The 20219-nt window shown below is 60.2% G+C and carries 18 protein-coding genes; 11 read left to right on the forward strand and 7 right to left on the reverse strand.

From position 1 onward, the window contains the following. Positions 1-179 precede the first annotated feature (179 nt). The 3 genes from hisA to FJ398_01945 are packed head-to-tail and all read right to left on the reverse strand — an operon-like array spanning position 180 to position 3220. On the reverse strand, positions 180-941 hold the full coding sequence (hisA, locus tag FJ398_01935) for a phosphoribosylformimino-5-aminoimidazole carboxamide ribotide isomerase (protein MBM3836717.1): 762 nt from the start codon (positions 939-941) through the stop codon (positions 180-182). 18 nt (positions 942-959) lie between these two features. Next, complete coding sequence (locus FJ398_01940) at positions 960-2438, reverse strand: hypothetical protein (GenBank protein MBM3836718.1); 1479 nt, start codon at positions 2436-2438, stop codon at positions 960-962. A gap of 11 nt (positions 2439-2449) precedes the next feature. Next, a complete protein-coding gene (locus FJ398_01945) occupies positions 2450-3220 on the reverse strand; it encodes a sigma-70 family RNA polymerase sigma factor (GenBank protein MBM3836719.1) in 771 nt (256 codons plus the stop codon). Here FJ398_01945 and FJ398_01950 point away from each other — a divergent pair. The 4 genes from FJ398_01950 (at position 3152) to FJ398_01965 (ending at position 7768) form a co-directional block, all read left to right on the forward strand. Then, a complete protein-coding gene (locus tag FJ398_01950; GenBank protein MBM3836720.1) occupies positions 3152-6181 on the forward strand; it encodes a c-type cytochrome in 3030 nt (1009 codons plus the stop codon). The genes FJ398_01945 and FJ398_01950 overlap by 69 nt on opposite strands. Positions 6182-6487: 306 nt before the next feature. Beyond that, positions 6488-6724 carry a DNA-binding protein gene (locus FJ398_01955; GenBank protein ID MBM3836721.1) on the forward strand — a complete coding sequence of 79 codons (237 nt, stop codon included), beginning with the start codon at positions 6488-6490 and terminating at the stop codon, positions 6722-6724. Then, a complete protein-coding gene (locus tag FJ398_01960; protein MBM3836722.1) occupies positions 6721-7146 on the forward strand; it encodes a type II toxin-antitoxin system VapC family toxin in 426 nt (141 codons plus the stop codon). Before FJ398_01955 ends, FJ398_01960 begins: the two co-directional genes overlap by 4 nt. After that, positions 7136-7768, forward strand: coding sequence for a CPBP family intramembrane metalloprotease (locus FJ398_01965; protein MBM3836723.1), 633 nt, complete (start codon positions 7136-7138; stop codon positions 7766-7768). The genes FJ398_01960 and FJ398_01965 overlap by 11 nt, the downstream gene beginning before the upstream one ends. A gap of 10 nt (positions 7769-7778) precedes the next feature. On the opposite strand, the gene FJ398_01970 is transcribed toward FJ398_01965, so the two are convergent. From FJ398_01970 to FJ398_01985, 4 genes are all read right to left on the reverse strand, one after another. Then, a complete protein-coding gene (locus FJ398_01970) occupies positions 7779-8759 on the reverse strand; it encodes a hypothetical protein (GenBank protein ID MBM3836724.1) in 981 nt (326 codons plus the stop codon). A gap of 440 nt (positions 8760-9199) precedes the next feature. Beyond that, positions 9200-9631 (reverse strand): hypothetical protein, encoded by a 432-nt coding sequence (locus FJ398_01975; protein ID MBM3836725.1) that lies wholly within the window; start codon positions 9629-9631, stop codon positions 9200-9202. Between the two features lie 97 nt (positions 9632-9728). Beyond that, a complete protein-coding gene (locus tag FJ398_01980; GenBank protein ID MBM3836726.1) occupies positions 9729-9914 on the reverse strand; it encodes a hypothetical protein in 186 nt (61 codons plus the stop codon). Between the two features lie 46 nt (positions 9915-9960). Then, entirely contained in the window at positions 9961-11208 is a 1248-nt protein-coding gene (locus FJ398_01985) for a sialidase (GenBank protein MBM3836727.1), read from the reverse strand. Positions 11209-11760: 552 nt separating this feature from the next. Between FJ398_01985 and FJ398_01990 the strand changes: the two genes are divergently transcribed. The 7 genes from FJ398_01990 to FJ398_02020 all read left to right on the forward strand — a co-directional run bounded on the left by FJ398_01990 (position 11761) and on the right by FJ398_02020 (position 20211). Further along, positions 11761-12429: a cytochrome c3 family protein gene (locus tag FJ398_01990; GenBank protein MBM3836728.1), complete on the forward strand. Its 669-nt coding sequence runs from the start codon at positions 11761-11763 to the stop codon at positions 12427-12429. Next, on the forward strand, positions 12426-15848 hold the full coding sequence (locus FJ398_01995; protein MBM3836729.1) for a 4Fe-4S dicluster domain-containing protein: 3423 nt from the start codon (positions 12426-12428) through the stop codon (positions 15846-15848). The genes FJ398_01990 and FJ398_01995 overlap by 4 nt, the downstream gene beginning before the upstream one ends. Next, positions 15848-17278, forward strand: a complete 1431-nt coding sequence (locus tag FJ398_02000) for a hydrogenase (protein MBM3836730.1) — start codon at positions 15848-15850, stop codon at positions 17276-17278. Before FJ398_01995 ends, FJ398_02000 begins: the two co-directional genes overlap by 1 nt. Beyond that, entirely contained in the window at positions 17278-17817 is a 540-nt protein-coding gene (locus FJ398_02005; GenBank protein ID MBM3836731.1) for a DUF3341 domain-containing protein, read from the forward strand. Before FJ398_02000 ends, FJ398_02005 begins: the two co-directional genes overlap by 1 nt. Next, positions 17818-18486 (forward strand): cytochrome c, encoded by a 669-nt coding sequence (locus FJ398_02010; GenBank protein MBM3836732.1) that lies wholly within the window; start codon positions 17818-17820, stop codon positions 18484-18486. Positions 18487-18556: 70 nt separating this feature from the next. Next, positions 18557-19774, forward strand: a complete 1218-nt coding sequence (locus FJ398_02015) for a hypothetical protein (GenBank protein MBM3836733.1) — start codon at positions 18557-18559, stop codon at positions 19772-19774. Between the two features lie 41 nt (positions 19775-19815). Then, entirely contained in the window at positions 19816-20211 is a 396-nt protein-coding gene (locus tag FJ398_02020; GenBank protein ID MBM3836734.1) for a hypothetical protein, read from the forward strand. The last annotated feature ends 8 nt before the right edge of the window (positions 20212-20219 follow it).

Genomic DNA, 20219 nt, shown 5'->3' on the forward strand with positions numbered 1-20219 from the left:
TTCTTTTTCGCCAGACTTCGTTGCTTGCTCCTTACAGATCCACTTCGGGATATGCTCGTCGCTCGCGCCTCGTCTGGCCGAAAAATCCCTTGCCGCGAACGTGAGCGTATTTATGAAATGGACCACTAAGCCCTCTTTATGGCGCTATCGGAGAGAAAGGGGCAGGCAGGATGCCTGCCCTACTTTTGCCGATGATTGAAGGCGACGGCGTCGGCGTATCGGATGCCCGTGCCGCCGAAGATATCGAGCGCGGAACCGATCGTGAGATCGATCCGGTCCCGGCCAAGGCGAGTCACTTGCTCCAGATCCGCCAGCGACCGCGCGCCGCCCGCGTAGGTCGTGGGAATCGGCGACCATTGGCCGAGCCGCTCCACCAAGGACGCGTCGATGCCCTGGCACAGGCCTTCGACATCGACCGCGTGAATCAGGAATTCGGCGCAGGCGCCAGCCAGGCGCTCCAGGGTTTGTTTCGAGATCGTCAGTTCGGTGAATTTCTGCCAGCGGTCGGTGACGACGAAGTAGTCTTCGCCCCGGCGCCGGCAGCTCAGGTCCAGGACGAGGCGGCTTTTCCCAACGGCAGCAACGAGAGCGTTCAGGCGTTCTTGATCGAGTTTTCCTCCGCGAAACACCCAGGAGGTGACGATGGCGTGGGACGCGCCGGCGTCGAGGTACTGCCGGGCGTTGTCGATCGTGATGCCACCGCCGATTTGAAGTCCGCCGGGGTACGCGGCGAGCGCTTCGCGTGCGGCCGCGTCGTTGCCCGGGCCGAGCATGATGACGTGGCCGCCTTGGAGTCCGTCTTTTTTGTAGAGCTGGGCGAACCACGCGCTGGGGCGGTCGGCGACGAAGTTCGTGCGCAGGTTCGACGGGTCGCCGCCCAGCGTGCCGCCGACAATCTGCTTCACTTTGCCTTCGTGAAGGTCAATGCAGGGACGAAACATGATTCACGCTCTGCATCATCACGGCTGGGGCGCTACCCGGAGCGCCTCGATGGGAAACTCGGTTTTGCCGATCATGGCTTTGCCTTCGATGCGCTCATTCTGGAGAAGCCGAAGCTGCTGGTTCGTGTTGTTGAAATTCAGATACTGGCCGGTGAACACGACCTTCCGATTCAGACTGCGATTGGTCCCTGTGGCCGAGAACGAAAAGTTTGCTCCCTCGGGAATCCCAACCGCGTTGGGGGTTGGCGCAGTTTGCTTCTGAAATAAGTCCGCATTGTTCTGAAATCTGCTTTGAACTGGCACCCCTCGCGCCGGCGCTTCTCGCGACGCCACCGCCGAAGTCGCTGCCACTCCCTGCATCCAGACTTGAACGGTCCCTTCGTAAACCGAGCCATCGGCGTCGAAGACCAGAATGTTGCTGCCTTGCCGCTGGACTTGAAACGAGTTCAGGACATTCGTGATTGGCGGCGGCGAATTGCGATTGGAACGCAGCCGGGCGCGCGTATCGATTTGGCTGAATTGCAGACGGGGCCAGCCGGCTTCCTGCTCGGTCAACCCGCGCGCCGGATCAGTCTGAAAATAAGACGGCTGCGCGGCGTTCGAAACGATTGCTGCCGGGGCTTCAGGCGCCCTGGCCACGAGGACTGCTTCCGAGCGAGACGGCTCAGCGGTCGCGCCTTTCGCAGCGCGATCGGCGGCGGTCTTGTTGTCGGCGAGCAGCGCGGAGCGTTCTTCCACCTTGCGGCCCGGAATGGCTTTGTCTCCGGCGCCGTCCAACGACTGCGCGGCACCCGCGGTGGCCGCGAGCGGTAAAGTCGGCGCCGGGGACGGTGTGGCGTCCGCAATCTGGCTGGCAGCGGCTTTCAAGGCTGGGGCGCCTTTTCTGGCGAGTCCCTCGGCGGCTTGTAGATTTTCTCCTGTAAATCCGCCAGGCTGCCGAGCTCGCGATAAAGACAGGGAATCCGCCGGAGGCGCCGGTTTCAAAGTCAGCGGCGCGGTGTTTTCGCTGAGTCGGGCCAGGCTCTCCTGCGCGACGGCGGGTTCTTGCATCAATTCGCGCTCAATCGTTTGGGAAGGCGCCGCGGGCGGCGTGGCGACGGAGTTTTGCGAAAGCACCGGCATTGGCTCGCTCGCCTGTGGAGGCGCCGCGGGCGCAGTTTGTGGGGGCGCGGTCAACGGTTCTTGCCCCGCGTTCTTCGCCAGTTCGAAGCTGGGCGGCAATTTCTCTTGCCCGGTCCTGGGCGTGACCAGCGCGAGGACGACGACAAGGACGGCCAGCCCCGACGCGAAAGCGAGCCGCGGCCAGAATCCGGCGAACCACCGCAGCCACGCGGGCGGTTTGGCGGCGGCTGATTTTGGAAACGTTCGCGTCACTTCCGCTTGCAACACGCGGCGGGTGGCCTCGGGCATTTCGAGCGGGGGACCGGCTTCCTCACGGCGTTGCCGGGCGCAAGCTTTCAGAAGCTGATCCGTGTTGTTTTCGGGCGTGTCAGCCATACGACACCTCATTAGACGGAGAACGGCGTGGATTTCTCCCGCGCGAGGATCGGCCGGGCGAGGGCCTCCAGGCGGTCCAGGCATTTGCTGAGCCGGGAACTGACCGTCTTCGGGTTCAACTGCAACGTGGCCGCGATCTCGTCATAGCTCAGGTCGGCGAAGTAGCGGAGTTCGATAATCTCGCGGCACGGCTCTCCGAGTTGGTCGAGGGCGTGGCGGACCCCGGCCATGCGTTCCGCGTTCATCAACTGCGCATCGGGACCCGGCGCGCTGCTGGGCGGGTCCAGCGTGAGGCCGTTTTCCGGATCTTCCGCTTGCAGCGAAAGCGGCGCCTGGCCGCCTCCGCGCTTGGCGGCGCGCTGGCGTTCGCAAAAATCGCGCGCTTTGTTGGCGGCGATCCGAAAGAGCCAGGTCTGGAACTGGCTCGCGCCCTGAAAGGACGCGAGGTTCCGAATCACGGAAAGGAACGCTTCCTGGCAAATCTCTTCGACGTCCTCGCGGGAGAAGTCGGCCCCAAGCTGAAACACAAACCGCGCCGTGGCGGAGTAATGGGCGTCGAACAGTTCGTTCCAGGCGTCCGGCTCGCCCTGGCGGCAGCGCGCGAGCAACCTGGCTTCAGCGTCGGAACTCATTTCAACGCAGTTATACTCTAGCCGGGAAAGATTTTCCACCTTGCAGAACTGCGACTCGCAATTTTGCCGCGACCTTTTAGGATGCGCGCCATGACTTTCAAACGTCTGCACGCGCTCGCCGGGTTCGCGATGCTCCTGGCTGCGGTCCATGGCGCTCTGGCCGCGGAACCTTCTGTCGATTCCAAAGACCTCCCGCGCATTCCGCCAACCGAGCCGGCCCGGGCGCTGGGCACCTTTCAGGTCAAACCGGGATTCAAGATGGAACTGGTCGCGGCGGAACCGCTCGTCGTGGACCCCATTGCGATGTCGTTCGACGAGAACGGCCGATTGTTCGTCGTCGAGATGATCGATTACTCCGAGCGAAGAGACGAGCACCTCGGCCGAGTCCGGCTGCTGGAGGACACCGACGGCGATGGCCGTTTCGACCAATCGACCGTTTACGCGAAAGACCTTCCCTGGCCCACCGCCGTCATCTGCTATGACGGCGGAGTCTTTGTCGGCGCCAGCCCCGACGTGCTTTTCTTGAAGGACACCAACGGCGACGGCGTGGCCGACACGCGGGAAGTGATTTTCACGGGTTTTGCCGCGGGCGTCGAGCGATTGAATGTGCAGGCGCTTTTGAACAGCTTCACCTGGGGGCTGGACAACCGCATTCACGGGGCCACGAGCGGCAACGGCGGACGCGTGGCTTCGCCAAAGAACCCGCAAATGCAGCTCGTCGAATTGCGCGGGCGCGATTTTTCGTTTGATCCGCGCACGCTGGATTTGCGCGCGGAGAGCGGAGGCGGGCAGCACGGCCTGAGTTTCGATGACGCGGGGCGGAAGTTCGTTTGCAGCAACAGCGCCCACCTTCAGATGCTGATGTACGACGACGCAGACGTGAAGGCCAACCCGCGGTTCTCAATGCCGAACCCGCTCGTGAACATCGCCGAAGACGGTCCGGCCGCCGCGGTCTATCGCATCAGCCCGGACGAACCCTGGCGCGTCATCCGGACGCGCTGGCGCGTGGCCGGGTTGGTGCCGGGACCCATCGAAGGCGGCGGCCATCCGTCCGGGTATTTTACCGCCGCCACCGGCGTGACGATTTATCGCGGCAACGCGTGGCCCAAGGAATATCGCGGCAACGTCATCGTCGCGGATTGCGGGAGCAACTTGATCCATCGCAAGCAACTCTTCCCGGAAGGAGCAAGCCTGGTCGGGCGGCGGCCGGCGGACGAATTGAAAACCGAATTCATCGCGTCGAAGGACAACTGGTTTCGCCCGGTGCAATTTGCCAACGCGCCGGACGGGACGCTCTATGTCGCGGACATGTATCGCGAAATCATCGAACATCCGTGGTCGCTGCCCCCCAACATCAAGCAACACCTCGACCTGAATCGCGGCAATGATCGCGGCCGGATTTACCGCATCGTGCCCGACGGATTCAAGCAACCGGCGTTGCCCAAGCTGGGCCGCGCTTCGACGGCGGAACTGGTCCAAACGCTCGGGCACGAGAACGGCTGGCATCGCGACACGGCGGCGCGTTTGCTTTATCAGCGGCAGGACACGTCAGCGATTCCGATGCTGGAGAAGATGCTGGATGGGACCGGCACGGCCTCGGGCCGAGTCCCCGCGCTGTATGCCCTGAGCGGACTGGGCGCCGTGAACGAGAAGCATTTGCTCGACAGATTGTCGGACCCCGACGCGGTCGTGCGCGAGCACGCAGTCAGGCTTTCCAGAAATCTGCTCGCCAAACAGAAGCCGTTTCCCCAAGGCCTGTGGCTGAAGCTGGTGTCGCGTTCGTCCGACCCGGATGCTCGCGTGCGGTATCAACTGGCCTTCCTGCTCGGCGCGGTGGATCGTCCCGAACGCACCCAGGCTTCGTCCGCCATTGCGGCACGAGATTGCGCCGACGCCTGGATTGGCGCGGCGGTGTTGAATTCGTTGGGGGACGCAGCGGATGCTTCGTTCTTTTTCTCCCTGGTTGCGGGAACGAATGCGCGAACTGAATTCCTGGCCAAGAGAGATTCGCTCGCGGGCCGCCAGTTTTTCAACCAGCTTCTCCGTCTGATTGCGGCGCGGAAAAACCTGAAAGACATTGCGGCGATTGTCGCGCACCTCCGAAGCCTGCCAAGCCGCAACGACACCTACACGCTGGCCAGGCCGTTGTTGGATGGGCTCCGATCCGCCGGCCTGGAGTTGCGCGATCTGGATTCGGAGACGCAAAAGCGGCTCAAGGCCATGCAGCAGGATGCTACCGAAGCCGCTCGTGATGGCCACGAGCCCGAAGCCCAACGCATCCCGGCCATTCAATTGCTCGGGGCTCTAAATTGGACCGACGCGGGCGCGACGCTTTCTTCAATCTTGTCGTCGAATCCAGCCGGACCGGTCCAGGCGTCGGCGATCAGCGCGCTGGCGCGTTTCCGTGAAGCGGAAGCCGGGCACGCGATGGTGCGAAGCTGGCCGCAGCTTACGCCCCGCTCCCGCAGCGAAGTTTTGAACGCGCTGACCTCGCGGCCCCAGCAGATCGGCGCTTTGCTGGACGGCCTCGAATCCAACATGATTCAACGCGCCGACCTTTCCGCGACTCAGACGGCCTTCTTGCGCGGGCATGCCGACGCGAAGATTCGCCAGCGCGCGGCGCAGCTTCTGCCGGCGACGCACTCCAAGGATCGCGAGAAAACGATCGAACAATTCCGGTCGTCGCTGGATCTGGCGGGCCATTCGGCTCGCGGCCGGAAGGTTTACCAGGAACGTTGTTTATCCTGCCATCGCGCGGGCAAGGAAGGCTACGCAGTGGGACCGGATTTGGCGAGCGTCCGCTCCAACGGGAAGGAGAAATTGCTCGTGAGTATTCTCGATCCGAACCGCGAAGTGGCGCCGAGTTACTTGAACTACCTGGTCGAGACCAAGGATGGCGAAAGTTACCTGGGCCTGATCGCGACCGAAAACGCCACGAGCGTCACGTTGCGCCAAGCCTTCGGCGTGGAGACCAGCGTGCTTCGATCTAACATCCGCCGCATCCAGAGCCAGAACCAATCGATCATGCCGGAAGGGCTGGAAGCGTCCTTGGCGCCACAGAACCTGGCGGACCTGCTGGAGTTTATGGTCGCGGATGAGGGGGCGCAGTGACGGGCGGCGCCCAGTTCTTTGGAGCGCGCTGCCGGCGTGCAGTCGTTCCATGAAGGCCCTGGGCGGGCTACCAGCCCGCCTCGCGCGGCAACCTGCCGCGTGAAAGGTGGCGGGTAATTCCTTGCGATCCGTCCGGGACTGATCCGCGACCGTGCCGTCCGGCTGGTAGCCGGACGGCACAGGCAAGTTGCCTGTGCCACTGATAAACTTGGGAATGCAACGGGTGCGATGTCCATTGCGACTTTGCACTTCACCTCCGCGTCAAGCCTTGCTATCAATGCTATCAAAAACGAAGACAACATTGTTATGCCGCAACTTCTGGTTAGAAATGTCGAAGACAAAATCGTAAAGAAACTTAAGGAACAAGCCGGTAAGCATGGCGTGTCTGTGGAAGAAGAACATCGTCGTGTCCTTCGTGCGGCGCTGCTTGGGGCCTCTAAGGAACGACCGTCGTTCAAGGAATTCTTGCTCTCAATGCCAGACGTTGGCAATGACCGGGACTTCGAACGCGGTCTCCAAGTTGGGCGTCCTGTCAAACTGTGAGTGGCTTCCTGCTCGACACGAACATCGTAAGCGAGCTTCGCAAGGGAACTCGCGGTGATGCCGGCGTGCGCGCCTGGGTTGGCGGAGTCGAGCCGGAAGAACTTTTCGTCAGCGTGTTGGTGTTGGGAGAAATCCGACAAGGGCTTGAACGCATTCGGCTCCGCGATCAGGTTCAGGCTCGGAACTTGGAAAGGTGGCTACAGGGACTCACGCGCGATTTCGCTGACCGCATCCTGCCGGTTGACGAACGCGTGGCTGACAAATGGGGACGGTTGGGGTTGCAACAGCCCGCACCGGTCCTCGACTCATTGCTGGCGGCAACAGCGCTTGTTCACGATCTTACCGTCGTGAGCCGCGACGAGGACGGATACAAGAACACGGGCGTGCCGGTCATCAATCCATTCTCGAAAAATGAGGAGTGAAATTCGGCACGCCAGAGTGTGGTTCCTCGCTAATTCCTGCCCAACTGGACTGCTGATGACACGGCCCAAACTTGACTGGTTCCTGTTCGCCTGCGCGGGCGAGGCATCGCTCGGACTGCTCGCGGTCGCGCTCGGTTACGCGCTGCACCAGCCGCCCACGGCGCGGCTGCACTGGCGTTTCGCGGACGCTGCTCTCGGACTGGCGGCAAGCGTCCCCCCGCTGCTGTGGTTTGTCAGCCTGTGGAAATTCGAGCCCGTTCTGCTGCGGGACATTCGGCTGGTTTTGGAGCAAACCGTGCAGCCGCTCTTCGCGACGTGGTCGATTTTTCAGTTGGCGGTGATTTCCGCATTGGCGGGTGTCGGCGAAGAGTTGCTGTTCCGGGGATTGATTCAGGAAAGGTTGAGCGCGGTGCTCGGCCCGTTTTCGGCTTTGGTGGTATCCAGCCTTCTGTTCGGGTGCGTGCATCCCATCACGTGGAATTACGCGTGGGTGACGGCACTGATCGGCGTTTATCTGGGCGGCTTGATGATGGCGACGGGCAACCTCCTGTGTCCGATTGTGACCCACGCGGCGTATGATTTCCTGGCGCTGGTCTATTTCTTGAGAATTCGCCGACAGTGAGGAGGCTCTGCTATTCGACCGGTCGCACGGTCGTGAGGATGCGCCGCATCTCTTCCAGGATTCGAGGCGTTTTGACGTCCCGGGCGTTCTGAACGAGTAGCACGAAATTGTCCGCGAGAATTTCCTCCGGGTGGATGACGTACTCCGTGTTCCGGCCAATTTGCTCGCGAAAGCCTTCGGCCTCGTCCGCATCGAGAAGTCGCGGGCCGGACTCCTGATAGGCGGGAAACCATGCTTCGCCACGCTGCTCGACCACCAGAAGGTTGAACGTCAGATAAGCGAAGAACTCGCCGCCTTTCCTCAAATCGTAATTGTCTTCTTTCGAGAACAAAATCGGCACGACCGGCGTTGGCTTTCCCTGCGCGGTTACGGTGATGAAATGCTCGATGACCGGCGCGTCCGGGTTCGTGAGCTTTCGCGCCGCCAGCTCCTTCGGGTACGCCACTTCGCCGCAGAATCTGAAGCCGACGATGCTGTAAAGCGAGTCGCGCAGTTTGCGGTTGTTCCGGCTCAAGATGTGAAAGAGTTCGTGCGTCAGGAGCCGCTCCAACACCGGATCGGGAGCGGCGGCGTGCTTCGCCGAGATGAGGATATTGTTGCCGCGACAGTAGGCCGCGCCGCCTTCCTCCTTGCCGGTCGTTTTCAGGAGCCGAATGACCGAGGGCAACGGGAGCTGGAGACGTTCGATCTTGTTGCTGATACGGCCGAGAACTCGCGTGAGGCGGCCGATTTCCGGGCCTTGCCATCCGAGCGCCTGTTGCGAGACGAACTGAAGAAACTCCTCTTGCGAAACGGGCTGATCCGTCTTCTTCCGGGCAGCGCGGTCGAATGGGCTGAGCGAGTCCACGAAAGCGTCTTTCCGGCCGAGTTCCATCGCCGCTTCGCCGGCATCGGCAAATTTGACGAGGGTTGAAGGCGTAAGCGGGGCGTCGGCGGCCAGACCGACCGGTGCCTGTGCGGTCAGTCCGAGAAACGCGTTGAGAATAAGCATGGCAGGTCGTGTCCCAATGAGGCCGGTGATGGAGCGGAGACGCGGAGTGAAGGCCGAGGCGAACATGCCGAAGTGTAGCCCGAAAATGTCGCAGGTCGCGACAATTTTGGACTGCATGGCAGAGCCCAGTGGAGACACTGCTTTGGGGAGACGGTCGGCGCGGCCAAAGCGGTGTCGCGCTTCGCTTGCCGCAGTCCAAAAGGCCACCGACATGATTCTGTCCTCGTAGCGCAGAGTTGCACTCTTCCGTATCGCCGATTTGCAATCGGCGGCGCGTCGGCCACTCTCAACGCGCCCAGTCAGCCAGACGTCCCGCAGGGATGCAATCATGGGAGTGAGGCGAGCGATCAGTTCGCTTCCCCAATCAAGGCCACCCCACGCCTGGTTTAGGCGCTTTGACGGCGAGCACCTGGCCGGTTCCGAGACCATCCATCATTTTCTCAAAGCCATGCCATTCCGCCGCCGTTGACGTAAACACAGCCACGCCCGTCCACCGCGATCATTCTCTTCAATACGAGCTTCGCATCGAGAAGGCTGCGAAAGAGCTCTCCGCCTCCAGAGAGCCAGATGTCCTTCCCGGCCGTCGCCTTCAGCCCGGCGATGGTAGCGACCGCATCATTGGTTACTGTGACATTCGGATGATCAGACGCGCGCAATGTTTTCGAACAGATAATCGTGCGCATCTCCGGCGTGCTTCCGCCTCCGGCGACCTCAAACGTGCGCCGGCCCATAACCAGCGTGTCGAATTCCTTGAAGAAGCCATCGAAGTCGATCGAGGGATCCATGATTATCCAATCGTATTCGCCGTTCGGTCCCGCGATGAATCCGTCCACACTCACCGCCACGCTGTATCGCAGTCGTCTCATGGTCATTCGTAGTAATCCACACTCGCCTTATTAAGGTCGCCAACGCGAAGGATCGGCTGAACTCCCTCAAACATGACTCGGGTCTCTTGCGCTTTGGTCGTATTCATCGTCGATCCTGGGAAGCTTCGTTGGTCTGATTACCATGCTCCCGGCCCATGAACCTGACGGTAGGGCGAGTCCGTCCCGGCGAGCTGCTCGACGTTCTTGGAACACGTCCGTCTCGGCTCGCTGGGGACAGGCTCGCCCTACCGTCAGGTTCATCGGAAGAGTGATTACACGAGTTAGACAACCAAACTGAACTAAACTCTTTGAGCCTTAAACTTTGAACTCGGAACTTAATCAGCCAGCCACCACTGGAAGAATCGATAGATTTGCTCGTTGGCTTCCGGGGTCGGATTGTGCGTGTCACGATTGGTCATGGCGACACGATTCTCGAAGCCGAGCAGCTTGTTGACCGCGATGGAGTGGTTCAGCGCCGGCCAGCGTTCGGGCAGGTCGGCCGTGCCGCCTGAAACCAAGAACGGGCGCGGAGCCATGAGGGCGTGGAGTTCCACCAAATCGTGTCCGCCTTCGACCAACGCTTTGTAAGCGCCGGTCCTGGCCTGGCCTTCGCTTGGCAGCTTGCGGAAAGGGCCGGCGTTTTTCGGATCAGCCACGCCGCCGAGTTCGAAGCCGAGATACCAGACGTCGAAATAATTCACGCTGCCGCCCGGATTCTGTTTGCGGCGGTCGCGCTCGTCAAAAACGATCCCGGGGTCGGACCAGACCGCGCAGGCGAACTTGTCGTAAAGGCACGCAACGAACATCGCCCATTTGCCACCGAAGGAATGGCCCACGATCCCGATGCGGTCCGGTCGAACGTCGAGCCGCTGCGCCAGGACGGTGTGGGCATTGGCCGCGGCATAAGCCAGCGCTGAGATCGCTTGCACGCGCACGGGTTGGCCGACCGGCCCCAGGTACGCTTCGGATCGCGGGCGATTGGTGGTTGTGTTCGCGAGCTCGACACGCGCGTTCGGCTTTCCCACCGAGAGCGCGACGAAGCCGCGTTTGGCCAATTGCCAGCCGTAGTCGCGCAAAGGCGCGCCAAGGCCTACACCCGTCTCCGCATCGTAATAGACCACGACGACCGCGGGGAACGGTCCCTTCCCTTCCGGGATCAGGAGCAGCGCATCCACCCTTTCGCCGCCCAGCGCGATTTCCAGCCGGAGTTGCTGCTGGGTGATCGTCTCGCGGCGAGTGGTCTGCACGATCTCGACGTGTGGCTTTTCGATGAGCGGCGGCCAGGGCCCCATGATCTTGTGCCACGCGGAGAGGATTTCTGCGCGGCGGCGCGGCCAATCAGCCGGCGTGTTGACCCGCGTTCCATCGGCAAAGATCAGCGGCGACCGGAAGCTGCCGAAGTCGGAGCGGTAGGCGCCCGGAGGAGTGAAAAACGGTGCGAGTTCAGTAGGTGGTGTGCGGTGTGGACTGTGTCCTTCAACGGGAGCGGCTCCATTTGCTCCCGGAAGCGCCGGCGCTGTGACTGTCGCTGCGACGATCAACTTGAAGGTCGTTGGGAGCACAAACGAAATCTGAACATTCATAGCACAATTAGGGCAACAAAGGGGAGCATTGTTCCGCCGTTGGTCAACTCAGCCGTGTCATCAAACTCGCCAAATCACGCCAAGCCACAGCCACAAACCGCCCGGATTCATCGAGAGCAAATGTATCCGGACCTGGGTAAATCTCAAAAACTCGCTTCACCTTGAGATCATCGGCGGCCACGCGCATTGATTTCGTAATCTGCGGAACATCGTTGTGTTCTAACGCTGACTTCTTTTGCACCCGAAGTCTCGGCAGGAACCCTCGCCCTCAGATCAACTTTCAACGGTCAAGCTGGCTGAAAAGCGCGCTTATCCGCAGCATTACTTCGGCAGATAAAATGTCCTGCGGCGCGAACGGACTTGCACTCCGGCCCAAGAGTGCGCTAAAAGCCTCCCCCTGTCGCCGAGATTTAGGGCAAACGGCCCTGTTTTCGAGCCTGCAGCTCCACCATAGAGTGATCAGGCGTTTTTACAGTTGAACAACAGTCCGTAATTCTCTAATAGATACCGGCACCGGCGTAAGAGACTGAGCGGCCAGTAACCAAACCATCGATGTCCGATATTTTTCCAAAGTGGACAAATCAACTGCCGGCCAAGGTTTTATTCGGCGGGGCGCTGATCGGAGCCGCTACTATTGTCGGGGTCTGGTACTATTTCACTCCAAAATACACTCGCGTGGGCTATCAGCCCATCCAGCCTGTGACCTTCTCCCACGCGGTTCATGTTGATCAATTGAAACTGGACTGCCGGTACTGCCACCATGCCGTGGAAAAATCGTGGTATTCGAATGTTCCCAGCTCCTCAACGTGCATGAACTGCCACAACCAGGTGCTGGCCAATGATCCCCGGCTGGCCATGGTCCGGGAAAGCGCTCAGACCGGGAAGTCGATCCCCTGGGTGCAGGTTCATAAGGTGCCGGATTACGTGTATTTCAATCATTCCGTTCACGTCCGGCGCGGGGTCAGTTGCGTGGAATGTCACGGCCAGATCAACAAAATGGATGAGGTGTACCACGCCAAGCCGCTCAGCATGGCTTTTTGCCTGGAATGTCATCGCAACCCCGCCGAAAAATTGCGTCCTCTGGATAAGATCACGGACCTGGATTGGAAGTGGAGTGACGACCCGAAAACCGCCGCGCAGATGCAGAAAACCAAAGGCGATCAATTCATGCACGATTGGGCCATCCAAACTTCGCAGAGTTGTTCCGCGTGCCACCGATGAAAACGATCCCTCCACCTTGTCCCGAGCCGGACGTGGGCCCAAAATACTGGCGCAGCCTGGACCAGTTGGCGGACACGCCCGAATTCCGGCAGTGGCTGGAACGGGAGTTTCCCGCCGGAGCCAGCGAATTCACGGACCCCGTTTCCCGCCGTTATTTCGTCAAGATCATGTCCGCGTCGTTCTTGTTCGGCGGACTCGGTTTGACGGGCTGCCGACGACCCGTGGAGAACATCGTGCCCTTCTCCAAAATGCCGGAGGGTTACATTCACGGCGTGGCTCAGTACTATGCAACCGCGTTCCCAACCCGATCCAGCGCGGTCCCGCTGCTGGTCAAATCCCACGAAGGCCGCCCCACGAAGATCGAAGGAAACCCGGATCATCCCGACAGCAACGGCGGCACGGATCAATTCGCTCAGGCTTCGATTCTGAATCTTTACGACCCGGACCGCGCCACGCGCTTTACCCGCGATGGAAACGCCGAAACGCGCGAGAAAGCGTTGGAGGAATTAGGGCGAATTGCGGATCAGGCCAGGGCCAATGGGGGCCAGGGTCTGGCGTTTCTTCTGGAACGAAGCAGCTCGCCGTCACGCGCGCGGCTCCAGCAATTGATTTCCGCAAAGTATCCGAACGCCCGCTGGCACACTTACGAACCGGTCGATTTCGACGTCCACCGCCAGGCGGCCTCACTGGCGTTTGGAAAGCCCGTGGCGCCTTACTTCAAACTGGACGAAGCGAACGTGATTGTCTCGCTGGACTGCGATTTCCTGGGCGCGGAGGAAGACACCTATGTGAACGTCCGGCGCTTCGCCAGCCGCCGAAACCCGGAAAAATCGGCCAAGCCAATGAACCGGCTATACGCGGTCGAAGGCCTGTTCACGCTCACCGGGGCCAATGCGGACCATCGGCTCCGCGTTCCGACGAGTGCCGTGCAAAGTTTCGCAGCGCGCCTGGCGCTGGAGATCTTCAAGCAAAAGGGAGGCGCCTCTAACGAATTGCAGGCCGGTCTGACGAAGCTTGCCGCCGGTTTTGCGGGGAATGACTCATGGATCGTTGAGTGCGCCAAAGATTTGCTGGCCGCTGGAAACGCCGGCCATACGGTCGTGCTGGCAGGGCATCGCCAGCCGCTGGCAACCCATCTGATCGCTCATGCCATCAACTCGGCTTTGGGGAACGTCGGCACGACGGTTCTTCTGCACGATGCGCCCCCGCCGGTGGGCGGATCCATCTCCGATTTGGCTCAAGCGCTTAATGCCAGCCAAGTTACCACGCTCGTGATCCTCGGTGGCAATCCGGCCTACAACGCGCCAGTCGATTTGAATTGGGCGCAAGCACAGGCCAAAGCGGGCACGATTGTCCGGCTGGGCTATTACGAGGATGAAAGCTTTCCGACCAAAGGCTGGCACTTTCCAATGGCCCATTTCCTGGAGTCATGGGGTGACGCCCGCACCGCAGACGGAGCGCTGGTTCCAATTCAGCCGTTGATCGAGCCGCTGTTTGGCGGCATAGGCGAACTCGAAGTTCTGGCGCGAATCGGCCGTCTGGAGAAGACCAACCCTTACGAAATCGTTCGCGAAACCTTCCGAGGGACCGCAGGTGAAGGCGAAAACGTTTGGCGGAAGTTCTTGCACGACGGATATCTGGCGGGGAGCGCTGCGAAACCGGTGAGCGGTCAACTCGATTCATCGGCCGTGACGCGCACTTTGCAGGCTGTTTCAGTTCCGGCCGCGCCGGGCCGGGACAGACTGGAGGTTGTGTTCCATCGCAGCTACAGCCTGGACGACGGTCGATTCAACAACAACGGCTGGCTCCAGGAGACCCCGGACCCCATTACGAAACTCACCTGGGACAATGCCATCCTGGTGAGCCCCAAAACGGCCAGCGAACTGGGCGTCGGCGAGTTCGATGAAAAGTCTCGCGGGCCCGTGGTTCGCAAAGGTCTCTTCAAGAACCAGCTTGTCGAAGTCGATCTGAGCGGGAGAAAAATCCGAGGCCCGATCTGGATTCTCCCCGGACTCGCGGATTACACCGTGGGGTTGACGCTCGGTTATGGCCGGGAAAAGACCGGCCGCATTGGACGACTTCATTCAGGCCAGCCCGCGGGCTACAACGCTTACAGATTGCGCCCGGCTGCCGGCGAGCATTTCGCGGCGGGCGGCAAGATTACGGCGACGCCGGAGATTTACGACTTGGCCGGCACGCAGGAGCACGGCGCGATGGAAGGCCGCCCGCTCATTCGCGAGGCAACGAAAAAGCAATTCGACGAGCATCCGAAGTTCGCCAAGAACATGGATCTCGAAGCGCCGGAGCACATGCAGCATATCGCCAAGGATCCCAAGACCGGCGAGCCGCTCATGATCTATAAACACCCTTACCGGGTGTACGAGGAAGAAAAGCAAAAGGCCGGGGGCCGCCTCCGTGGACCGGCCGTGAAAAGCGACACGCATCAATGGGGCATGTCGATCGACCTGAGCAAGTGCGTCGGCTGCACCGCTTGCGCTGTGGCCTGCCAGAGCGAAAACAACATCCCCATTGTGGGCAAAGACCAGGTCATCAAAGGCCGCGAAATGGCGTGGCTGAGATTGGACCGGTATTTCGCGGGGAACATCGACGATCCGCAGATCGCTTATCAGCCGATTCTTTGCCAGCATTGCGAGAACGCGCCGTGCGAGAGCGTTTGCCCGGTCAACGCCACCGTTCACGACGAAGAAGGCCTGAACGTGATGGTCTATAACCGTTGCGTGGGCACGCGGTTTTGCTCGAACAACTGCCCGTACAAAGTTCGCCGCTTCAATTATTTTGACTACAACCGCCGGCCTCTCGACAAACTTTACCGAGACCCTTTCACCAGCTTCAATGAGGGCGAGTGGGAACTAAAGCGCTGGTTCAAGGATCCTTCCCGGGGCAGCGTTCCGGACGATCAATGGGACTTGATGAAACTCGCCAAGAATCCGGAAGTCTCAGTGCGGATGCGCGGCGTCATGGAGAAATGCACCTTCTGCGTCCAGCGTATCGAACACGCCAAGGTCGAACAAAAGGTCAAGGCAGGAGATTCCGGAAACGTGCAGGTGCCGGACCGAACCATCAAAACGGCCTGCGAACAAGCGTGTCCGGCCGAAGCAATCGTTTTTGGCAATCTGGCCGACCCGAACAGCCGGGTCTCCCAGCTCAAAAAGCAGGATCGCGATTATGCAGTGCTCGGCTTCCTGGATACGCGCCCGCGCACGACGTACCTGGCGCGGATTCGCAATCCGAACCCGAACATGCCCGATCCTCACAAATACAGCGAGGCGCCCGGCATTCTGAAAGAGTACATGGACCGCAGCGGTTCGAACCCCATGGAAGCCCACGGCAAAGCTCATGGCGCCGGTGAAGGCACGCATACGCCCGCCGCGGCTTCGCACGAAAAAGGAGCGCACTAATGGCTGACGGCGCGATTCCCACTTCAATCAAAGTTCACGCTCCGCCGCCAGAACTGGAGCGTCCGCCGCTGGTTCTCAATCAGCGAAACCTGGGGTGGATTTCCGACAAAGTCGCTTCGGTCGCGGAGGGAAAAACACCCCTCTGGTGGTGGATCGCTTTCGTTCCGAGCAGTCTGATGCTCCTGATCGGAGTGATCTGCGTGACTTACCAGATTTCCACAGGTGTGGGCGTCTGGGGCTTGCACCATCCGGTCATGTGGGCGTGGGATATCACCAATTTCGTGTTCTGGATCGGCATCGGCCACGCCGGGACGCTCATTTCGGCGATCCTTTTCCTGCTCCGGCAACGCTGGCGGACTTCGATCAACCGCGCGGCGGAAGCCATGACGATTTTCGCGGTCATGTGCGCGGGCCTGTTTCCGTTGATTCACGTCGGGCGCGCCTGGCTTGACTGGTGGATGCTGCCGTTCCCGAACTCCAACGGCCCGATCTGGCCGCAGTTCCGTTCGCCGTTGACATGGGATGTATTCGCGGTTTCCACCTATTTCACGGTTTCAGCGCTCTTCTGGTACATGGGGCTGATCCCAGACCTGGCCATTATGCGGGATCGAGCCCGGAGCAAAGTCCGGAAGTTTCTCTACGGTCTGTTCGCGCTGGGCTGGACCGGATCGAATCGCCACTGGAGCAATTACGAGAAGGCGTACCTGCTGCTCGCCGGTCTTTCCACCCCGCTGGTTTTGTCCGTCCACAGCATTGTGTCCTTTGACTTCGCAGTCGCGCAGTTGCCCGGATGGCACACGACGATCTTCCCGCCTTACTTCGTGGCCGGGGCTGTCTTTTCTGGATTCGGGATGGTGCTCACGCTGATGATTCCTTTGCGTTCGCTGTGTCATCTGGAGGAAGTGATCACGGTTCGGCACATTGATCTGATGTGCAAAGTCACGCTGGCGACCGGTTCAATTGTTGGCTATGCCTATTCGACGGAGTTTTTCATCGCGTACTACGGAGGCAATCCTTACGAACTGGCGGCTTTCATTAATCGCGCGACCGGGCCGTATTGGTGGGCCTACTGGATCATGGTCACCTGCAATGTCGTTTTGCCTCAGCTTTTCTGGTTCAAGAAGATCCGGACCAACGTGATTGCCGTGTTCATCCTTTCCATCACGGTGAACATCGGAATGTGGTTCGAGCGTTTCGTGATCATTGCCACGACCCTCGCGCGCGAGTTTATGCCTTCCAACTGGGGTTACTTCATTCCAACGTGGGTGGACATTTTCACGTTCGTCGGGACTTTCGGCCTGTTTCTGACTTTCTTCTTGCTGTTCGTGCGTTTCTTGCCGGTGCTGGCGATTTCCGAAGTCAAGGGCGTCACCCCGCAAGCAGACCCGCACCATCCGATGGGCGGCGCAAGAATTGGAGGGCACCACTGATGAGCAGCCCAGCCAGAGCCTACGGCATCATCGCCGAGTTCGACACGCCGGCCGCGGCGATGCACGCGGCGGAAAAAGTGCGCGACCACGGATTCACCCGCTGGGACGTCTTCACGCCTTATCCGGTGCATGGCATGGACAAGGCGATGGGGTTGCGCAATTCGCGAGTCGGCTGGTTCACCTTCATTGGGGGAGTGACCGGTTACATTACGGGCATGTTGATGATCTGGTACATGAACGCTCACGACTACAACATCACGGTCGGCGGCAAGCCCATGTTCAGCCCGATTTATTCCTTCCCGCCCGCTTACGAACTGACGATCCTGTTCGGCGCGTTTGGCTCGCTTTTCGGGATGCTGTTCCTCAATCGGCTGCCGAAGCTGTACCATCCGCTCCTGAAGACCCGGCGCTTTGTCTTCGTCACGCACGACAAATTCTTCGTTGTGATCGAGTGCGACGACCCGAAGTACTCCGACACTGAAACCCGCAAGTTGCTGGAATCGGCCGGCAGCAAGCACCTCGAGGTCGCGGAGGAATAGATGCGTTACTTTCTGCTCATGTTCGTGCTCGCAGGCGTGCTCGTGGTCGGAGTCGCCGGTTTTCGCGGCAGCACCTCGCGAAAACCTCCGATCGAGGTGTTCCCGGACATGGACCGCCAGCCCAAGCTTCGTCCACAGGACCGCAACAGCTTTTTTGCTGACGGCCGAAGCTCCCGCTTGCCGGTCCAGGGGACGATTGCCCGCGCCGCGCCCTTTCAAGGCTTGATCAACGCCGACGCCAACAATCCCGTTTACCCGTTCCACGAGGATGCGCCGGTGAATTCCGGACTGATCGCGGGCACGACCAATTTTGTCGAGTCCATCCCCTTCCAAATCACGGAACGGCTCTTGGATCGTGGCCGTGACCTCTACCAGATCTACTGCTCGCCATGCCACGGGGCGACCGGCGACGGCAACGGCGTGATCAAGAAGATCGCCATGCCGACCGTGGCGAACCTTCATGACGCACGGATCATCCAGATGCCGGACGGCCAGATTTATTACGCGATCAAGAATGGAAGTCCGAGCCAGTTGATGGGACCTTACGCCGCGCAGGTCTCCGTCGAGGAACGATGGGCGATTGTGGCTTACGCGCGGGCGCTGCAAAGGAGCCGATTAGGCAGCCTCGAAGACGTGCCCGAATCGCTCCGGTCAACCTTAGCCAAATAGCGAATGAACGTTTTCCGTTTTCCGTTTTGCGCCTTGCGACTTGGCGGCGGTCAACTTTAAGCAAAGCTCTATGAGTTCGCACACTGAGTCTGCCGCTCCCGGTTCGCTGGATTTGTCCCGATGGCGAAAACTGCCGACAATCCTGATGGCGGCCGGGGGCGGGCTGGCCCTGATTGGCCTGGCGATCGACCCGAAACAACTGGGCTATTCCTGGCTGCTGGCGTTCATGTTTTTCCTCAGCATCTGTCTGGGGTCGCTGTTCCTGGTGATCTTGCATCACCTGTTCGATGCCATGTGGACGGTGCCGTTAAGGCGTTTCGTCGAACACCTCGCCTGTCTCGCGCCCTGGATGCTCGCCCTCTTCATCCCCGTGTTGATTCTGGCGCCAAGAATCTATCCCTGGATGGACCCGGCCAATGCAGATCACGCGCTTCACGCCAAGCACGCTTATCTCAACGTGCCGATGTGGTATGCCCGTGTGGCAGTCTTGTTCGGCATCTGGATCTTCCTGACCCGCGGTTTGCGCAAATGGTCGTTGAAGCAGGATGAAACCGGCGCGGCCGAGTGCACCTTCCGGATGCGGCGCTACGCGGCGGCCGGAATCTTCCTCTTCGCGGTCACTCTAACGCTGGCGGCGATCGATTGGATGAAATCCTTGCAGCACCAATGGTTCTCCACGATGTACGGCGTGTATTACTTCGCGGCCAGTGTCTGGACGACGCTGGCGACCGTGTACGTCCTCCTGGTGGTGTTGAAACGAGCCGGGCCGTTGCGTCATGTCGTGCGCGAACGCCAGTTTCACGACACAGGCGTGCTTTGGTTTGCGTTCACCGTCTTCTATGCTTACGTCACTTTTTCCCAGTATTTTCTGATTTGGAACGCGGCTCTTCCGGAAGAGACCTTCTGGTACATTCAGCGCGAGCAAGGATCGTGGTGGGACATTGGTATGGTCATCATCTTCGGCCATTTTCTTCTGCCGTTTCTGACGCTCCTGCGCATCGACGCGAAACTGAACCTGGCCGTGATGCTCCCGCTTTGCGTGTGGGCCTGGCTGATGCACTACTGTGATCTGTCCTACAACATCATGCCGGTGATACACCCCGGTGGCTTCCCGGGACAATGGATCTGGCTCGATGCCGCGTGTTTCGCGTTCATCGGCGGCGCCCTGGCCAAGTTGTTCATCCGGAGTTTCAACGCGCATCCGCCCTATCCGCAGCGTGATCCGCGCTTCGCCGAGACCATGGAAGTTTATGTGCCTCCGGCGGCCCAAAGCCGCGGCGCAAGGTAATCTCAAATTTCAAATCTGAAGTCTCACAGAGTGGAATTCTAATGAATAGCGAATCGTGTTGCGGGGATAAGGCCAGAATCGGCGCGTATTGCGTCGGCATCCTCGGCTCGTTCCTGGTCATGGCGGGCATTGTCTGGCTAATGCGCCAGTACACGCAACCGCCGCCCGTGGATGGCAAGCGCATCGAAGAACGGCGCAAGGCCGCGGCTGAGGCAAATCTGGCTGTGAAAGAGCTTGAAACCTACGGCTACATCGACGCGACCAAGGGACAAGTGCGTTTGCCGGTTGTGGAAAATGATGGCCAGAAGCTCAAGTTGGGGCGGGCTGCGCAATTGACCCTCCAGGAGTGGAAAGACCCGGCCGCCGGGCGGTCCAACCTGATTGCGCGCTGGAACAAGTTCAATCCGCCTCCGAAACCGCCGCCAAGCTTCGAGTAATCCAAAGT

This window comes from Verrucomicrobiota bacterium (assembly GCA_016871535.1).
Lineage (GTDB): Bacteria > Verrucomicrobiota > Verrucomicrobiia > Limisphaerales > SIBE01 > VHCZ01.

Coding starts and splice junctions, on each gene's coding strand:
- hisA (MBM3836717.1), bottom strand. CDS start 941: ATGTTTCGTCCCTGCATTGACCTTCACGAAGGCAAAGTGAAGCAGATT.
- FJ398_01940 (MBM3836718.1), bottom strand. CDS start 2,438: ATGGCTGACACGCCCGAAAACAACACGGATCAGCTTCTGAAAGCTTGC.
- FJ398_01950 (MBM3836720.1), top strand. CDS start 3,152: ATGCGCGCCATGACTTTCAAACGTCTGCACGCGCTCGCCGGGTTCGCG.
- FJ398_01945 (MBM3836719.1), bottom strand. CDS start 3,220: ATGGACCGCAGCCAGGAGCATCGCGAACCCGGCGAGCGCGTGCAGACG.
- FJ398_01955 (MBM3836721.1), top strand. CDS start 6,488: ATGCCGCAACTTCTGGTTAGAAATGTCGAAGACAAAATCGTAAAGAAA.
- FJ398_01965 (MBM3836723.1), top strand. CDS start 7,136: ATGAGGAGTGAAATTCGGCACGCCAGAGTGTGGTTCCTCGCTAATTCC.
- FJ398_01970 (MBM3836724.1), bottom strand. CDS start 8,759: ATGCTTATTCTCAACGCGTTTCTCGGACTGACCGCACAGGCACCGGTC.
- FJ398_01975 (MBM3836725.1), bottom strand. CDS start 9,631: ATGACCATGAGACGACTGCGATACAGCGTGGCGGTGAGTGTGGACGGA.
- FJ398_01985 (MBM3836727.1), bottom strand. CDS start 11,208: ATGAATGTTCAGATTTCGTTTGTGCTCCCAACGACCTTCAAGTTGATC.
- FJ398_01990 (MBM3836728.1), top strand. CDS start 11,761: ATGTCCGATATTTTTCCAAAGTGGACAAATCAACTGCCGGCCAAGGTT.
- FJ398_01995 (MBM3836729.1), top strand. CDS start 12,426: ATGAAAACGATCCCTCCACCTTGTCCCGAGCCGGACGTGGGCCCAAAA.
- FJ398_02000 (MBM3836730.1), top strand. CDS start 15,848: ATGGCTGACGGCGCGATTCCCACTTCAATCAAAGTTCACGCTCCGCCG.
- FJ398_02005 (MBM3836731.1), top strand. CDS start 17,278: ATGAGCAGCCCAGCCAGAGCCTACGGCATCATCGCCGAGTTCGACACG.
- FJ398_02010 (MBM3836732.1), top strand. CDS start 17,818: ATGCGTTACTTTCTGCTCATGTTCGTGCTCGCAGGCGTGCTCGTGGTC.
- FJ398_02015 (MBM3836733.1), top strand. CDS start 18,557: ATGAGTTCGCACACTGAGTCTGCCGCTCCCGGTTCGCTGGATTTGTCC.
- FJ398_02020 (MBM3836734.1), top strand. CDS start 19,816: ATGAATAGCGAATCGTGTTGCGGGGATAAGGCCAGAATCGGCGCGTAT.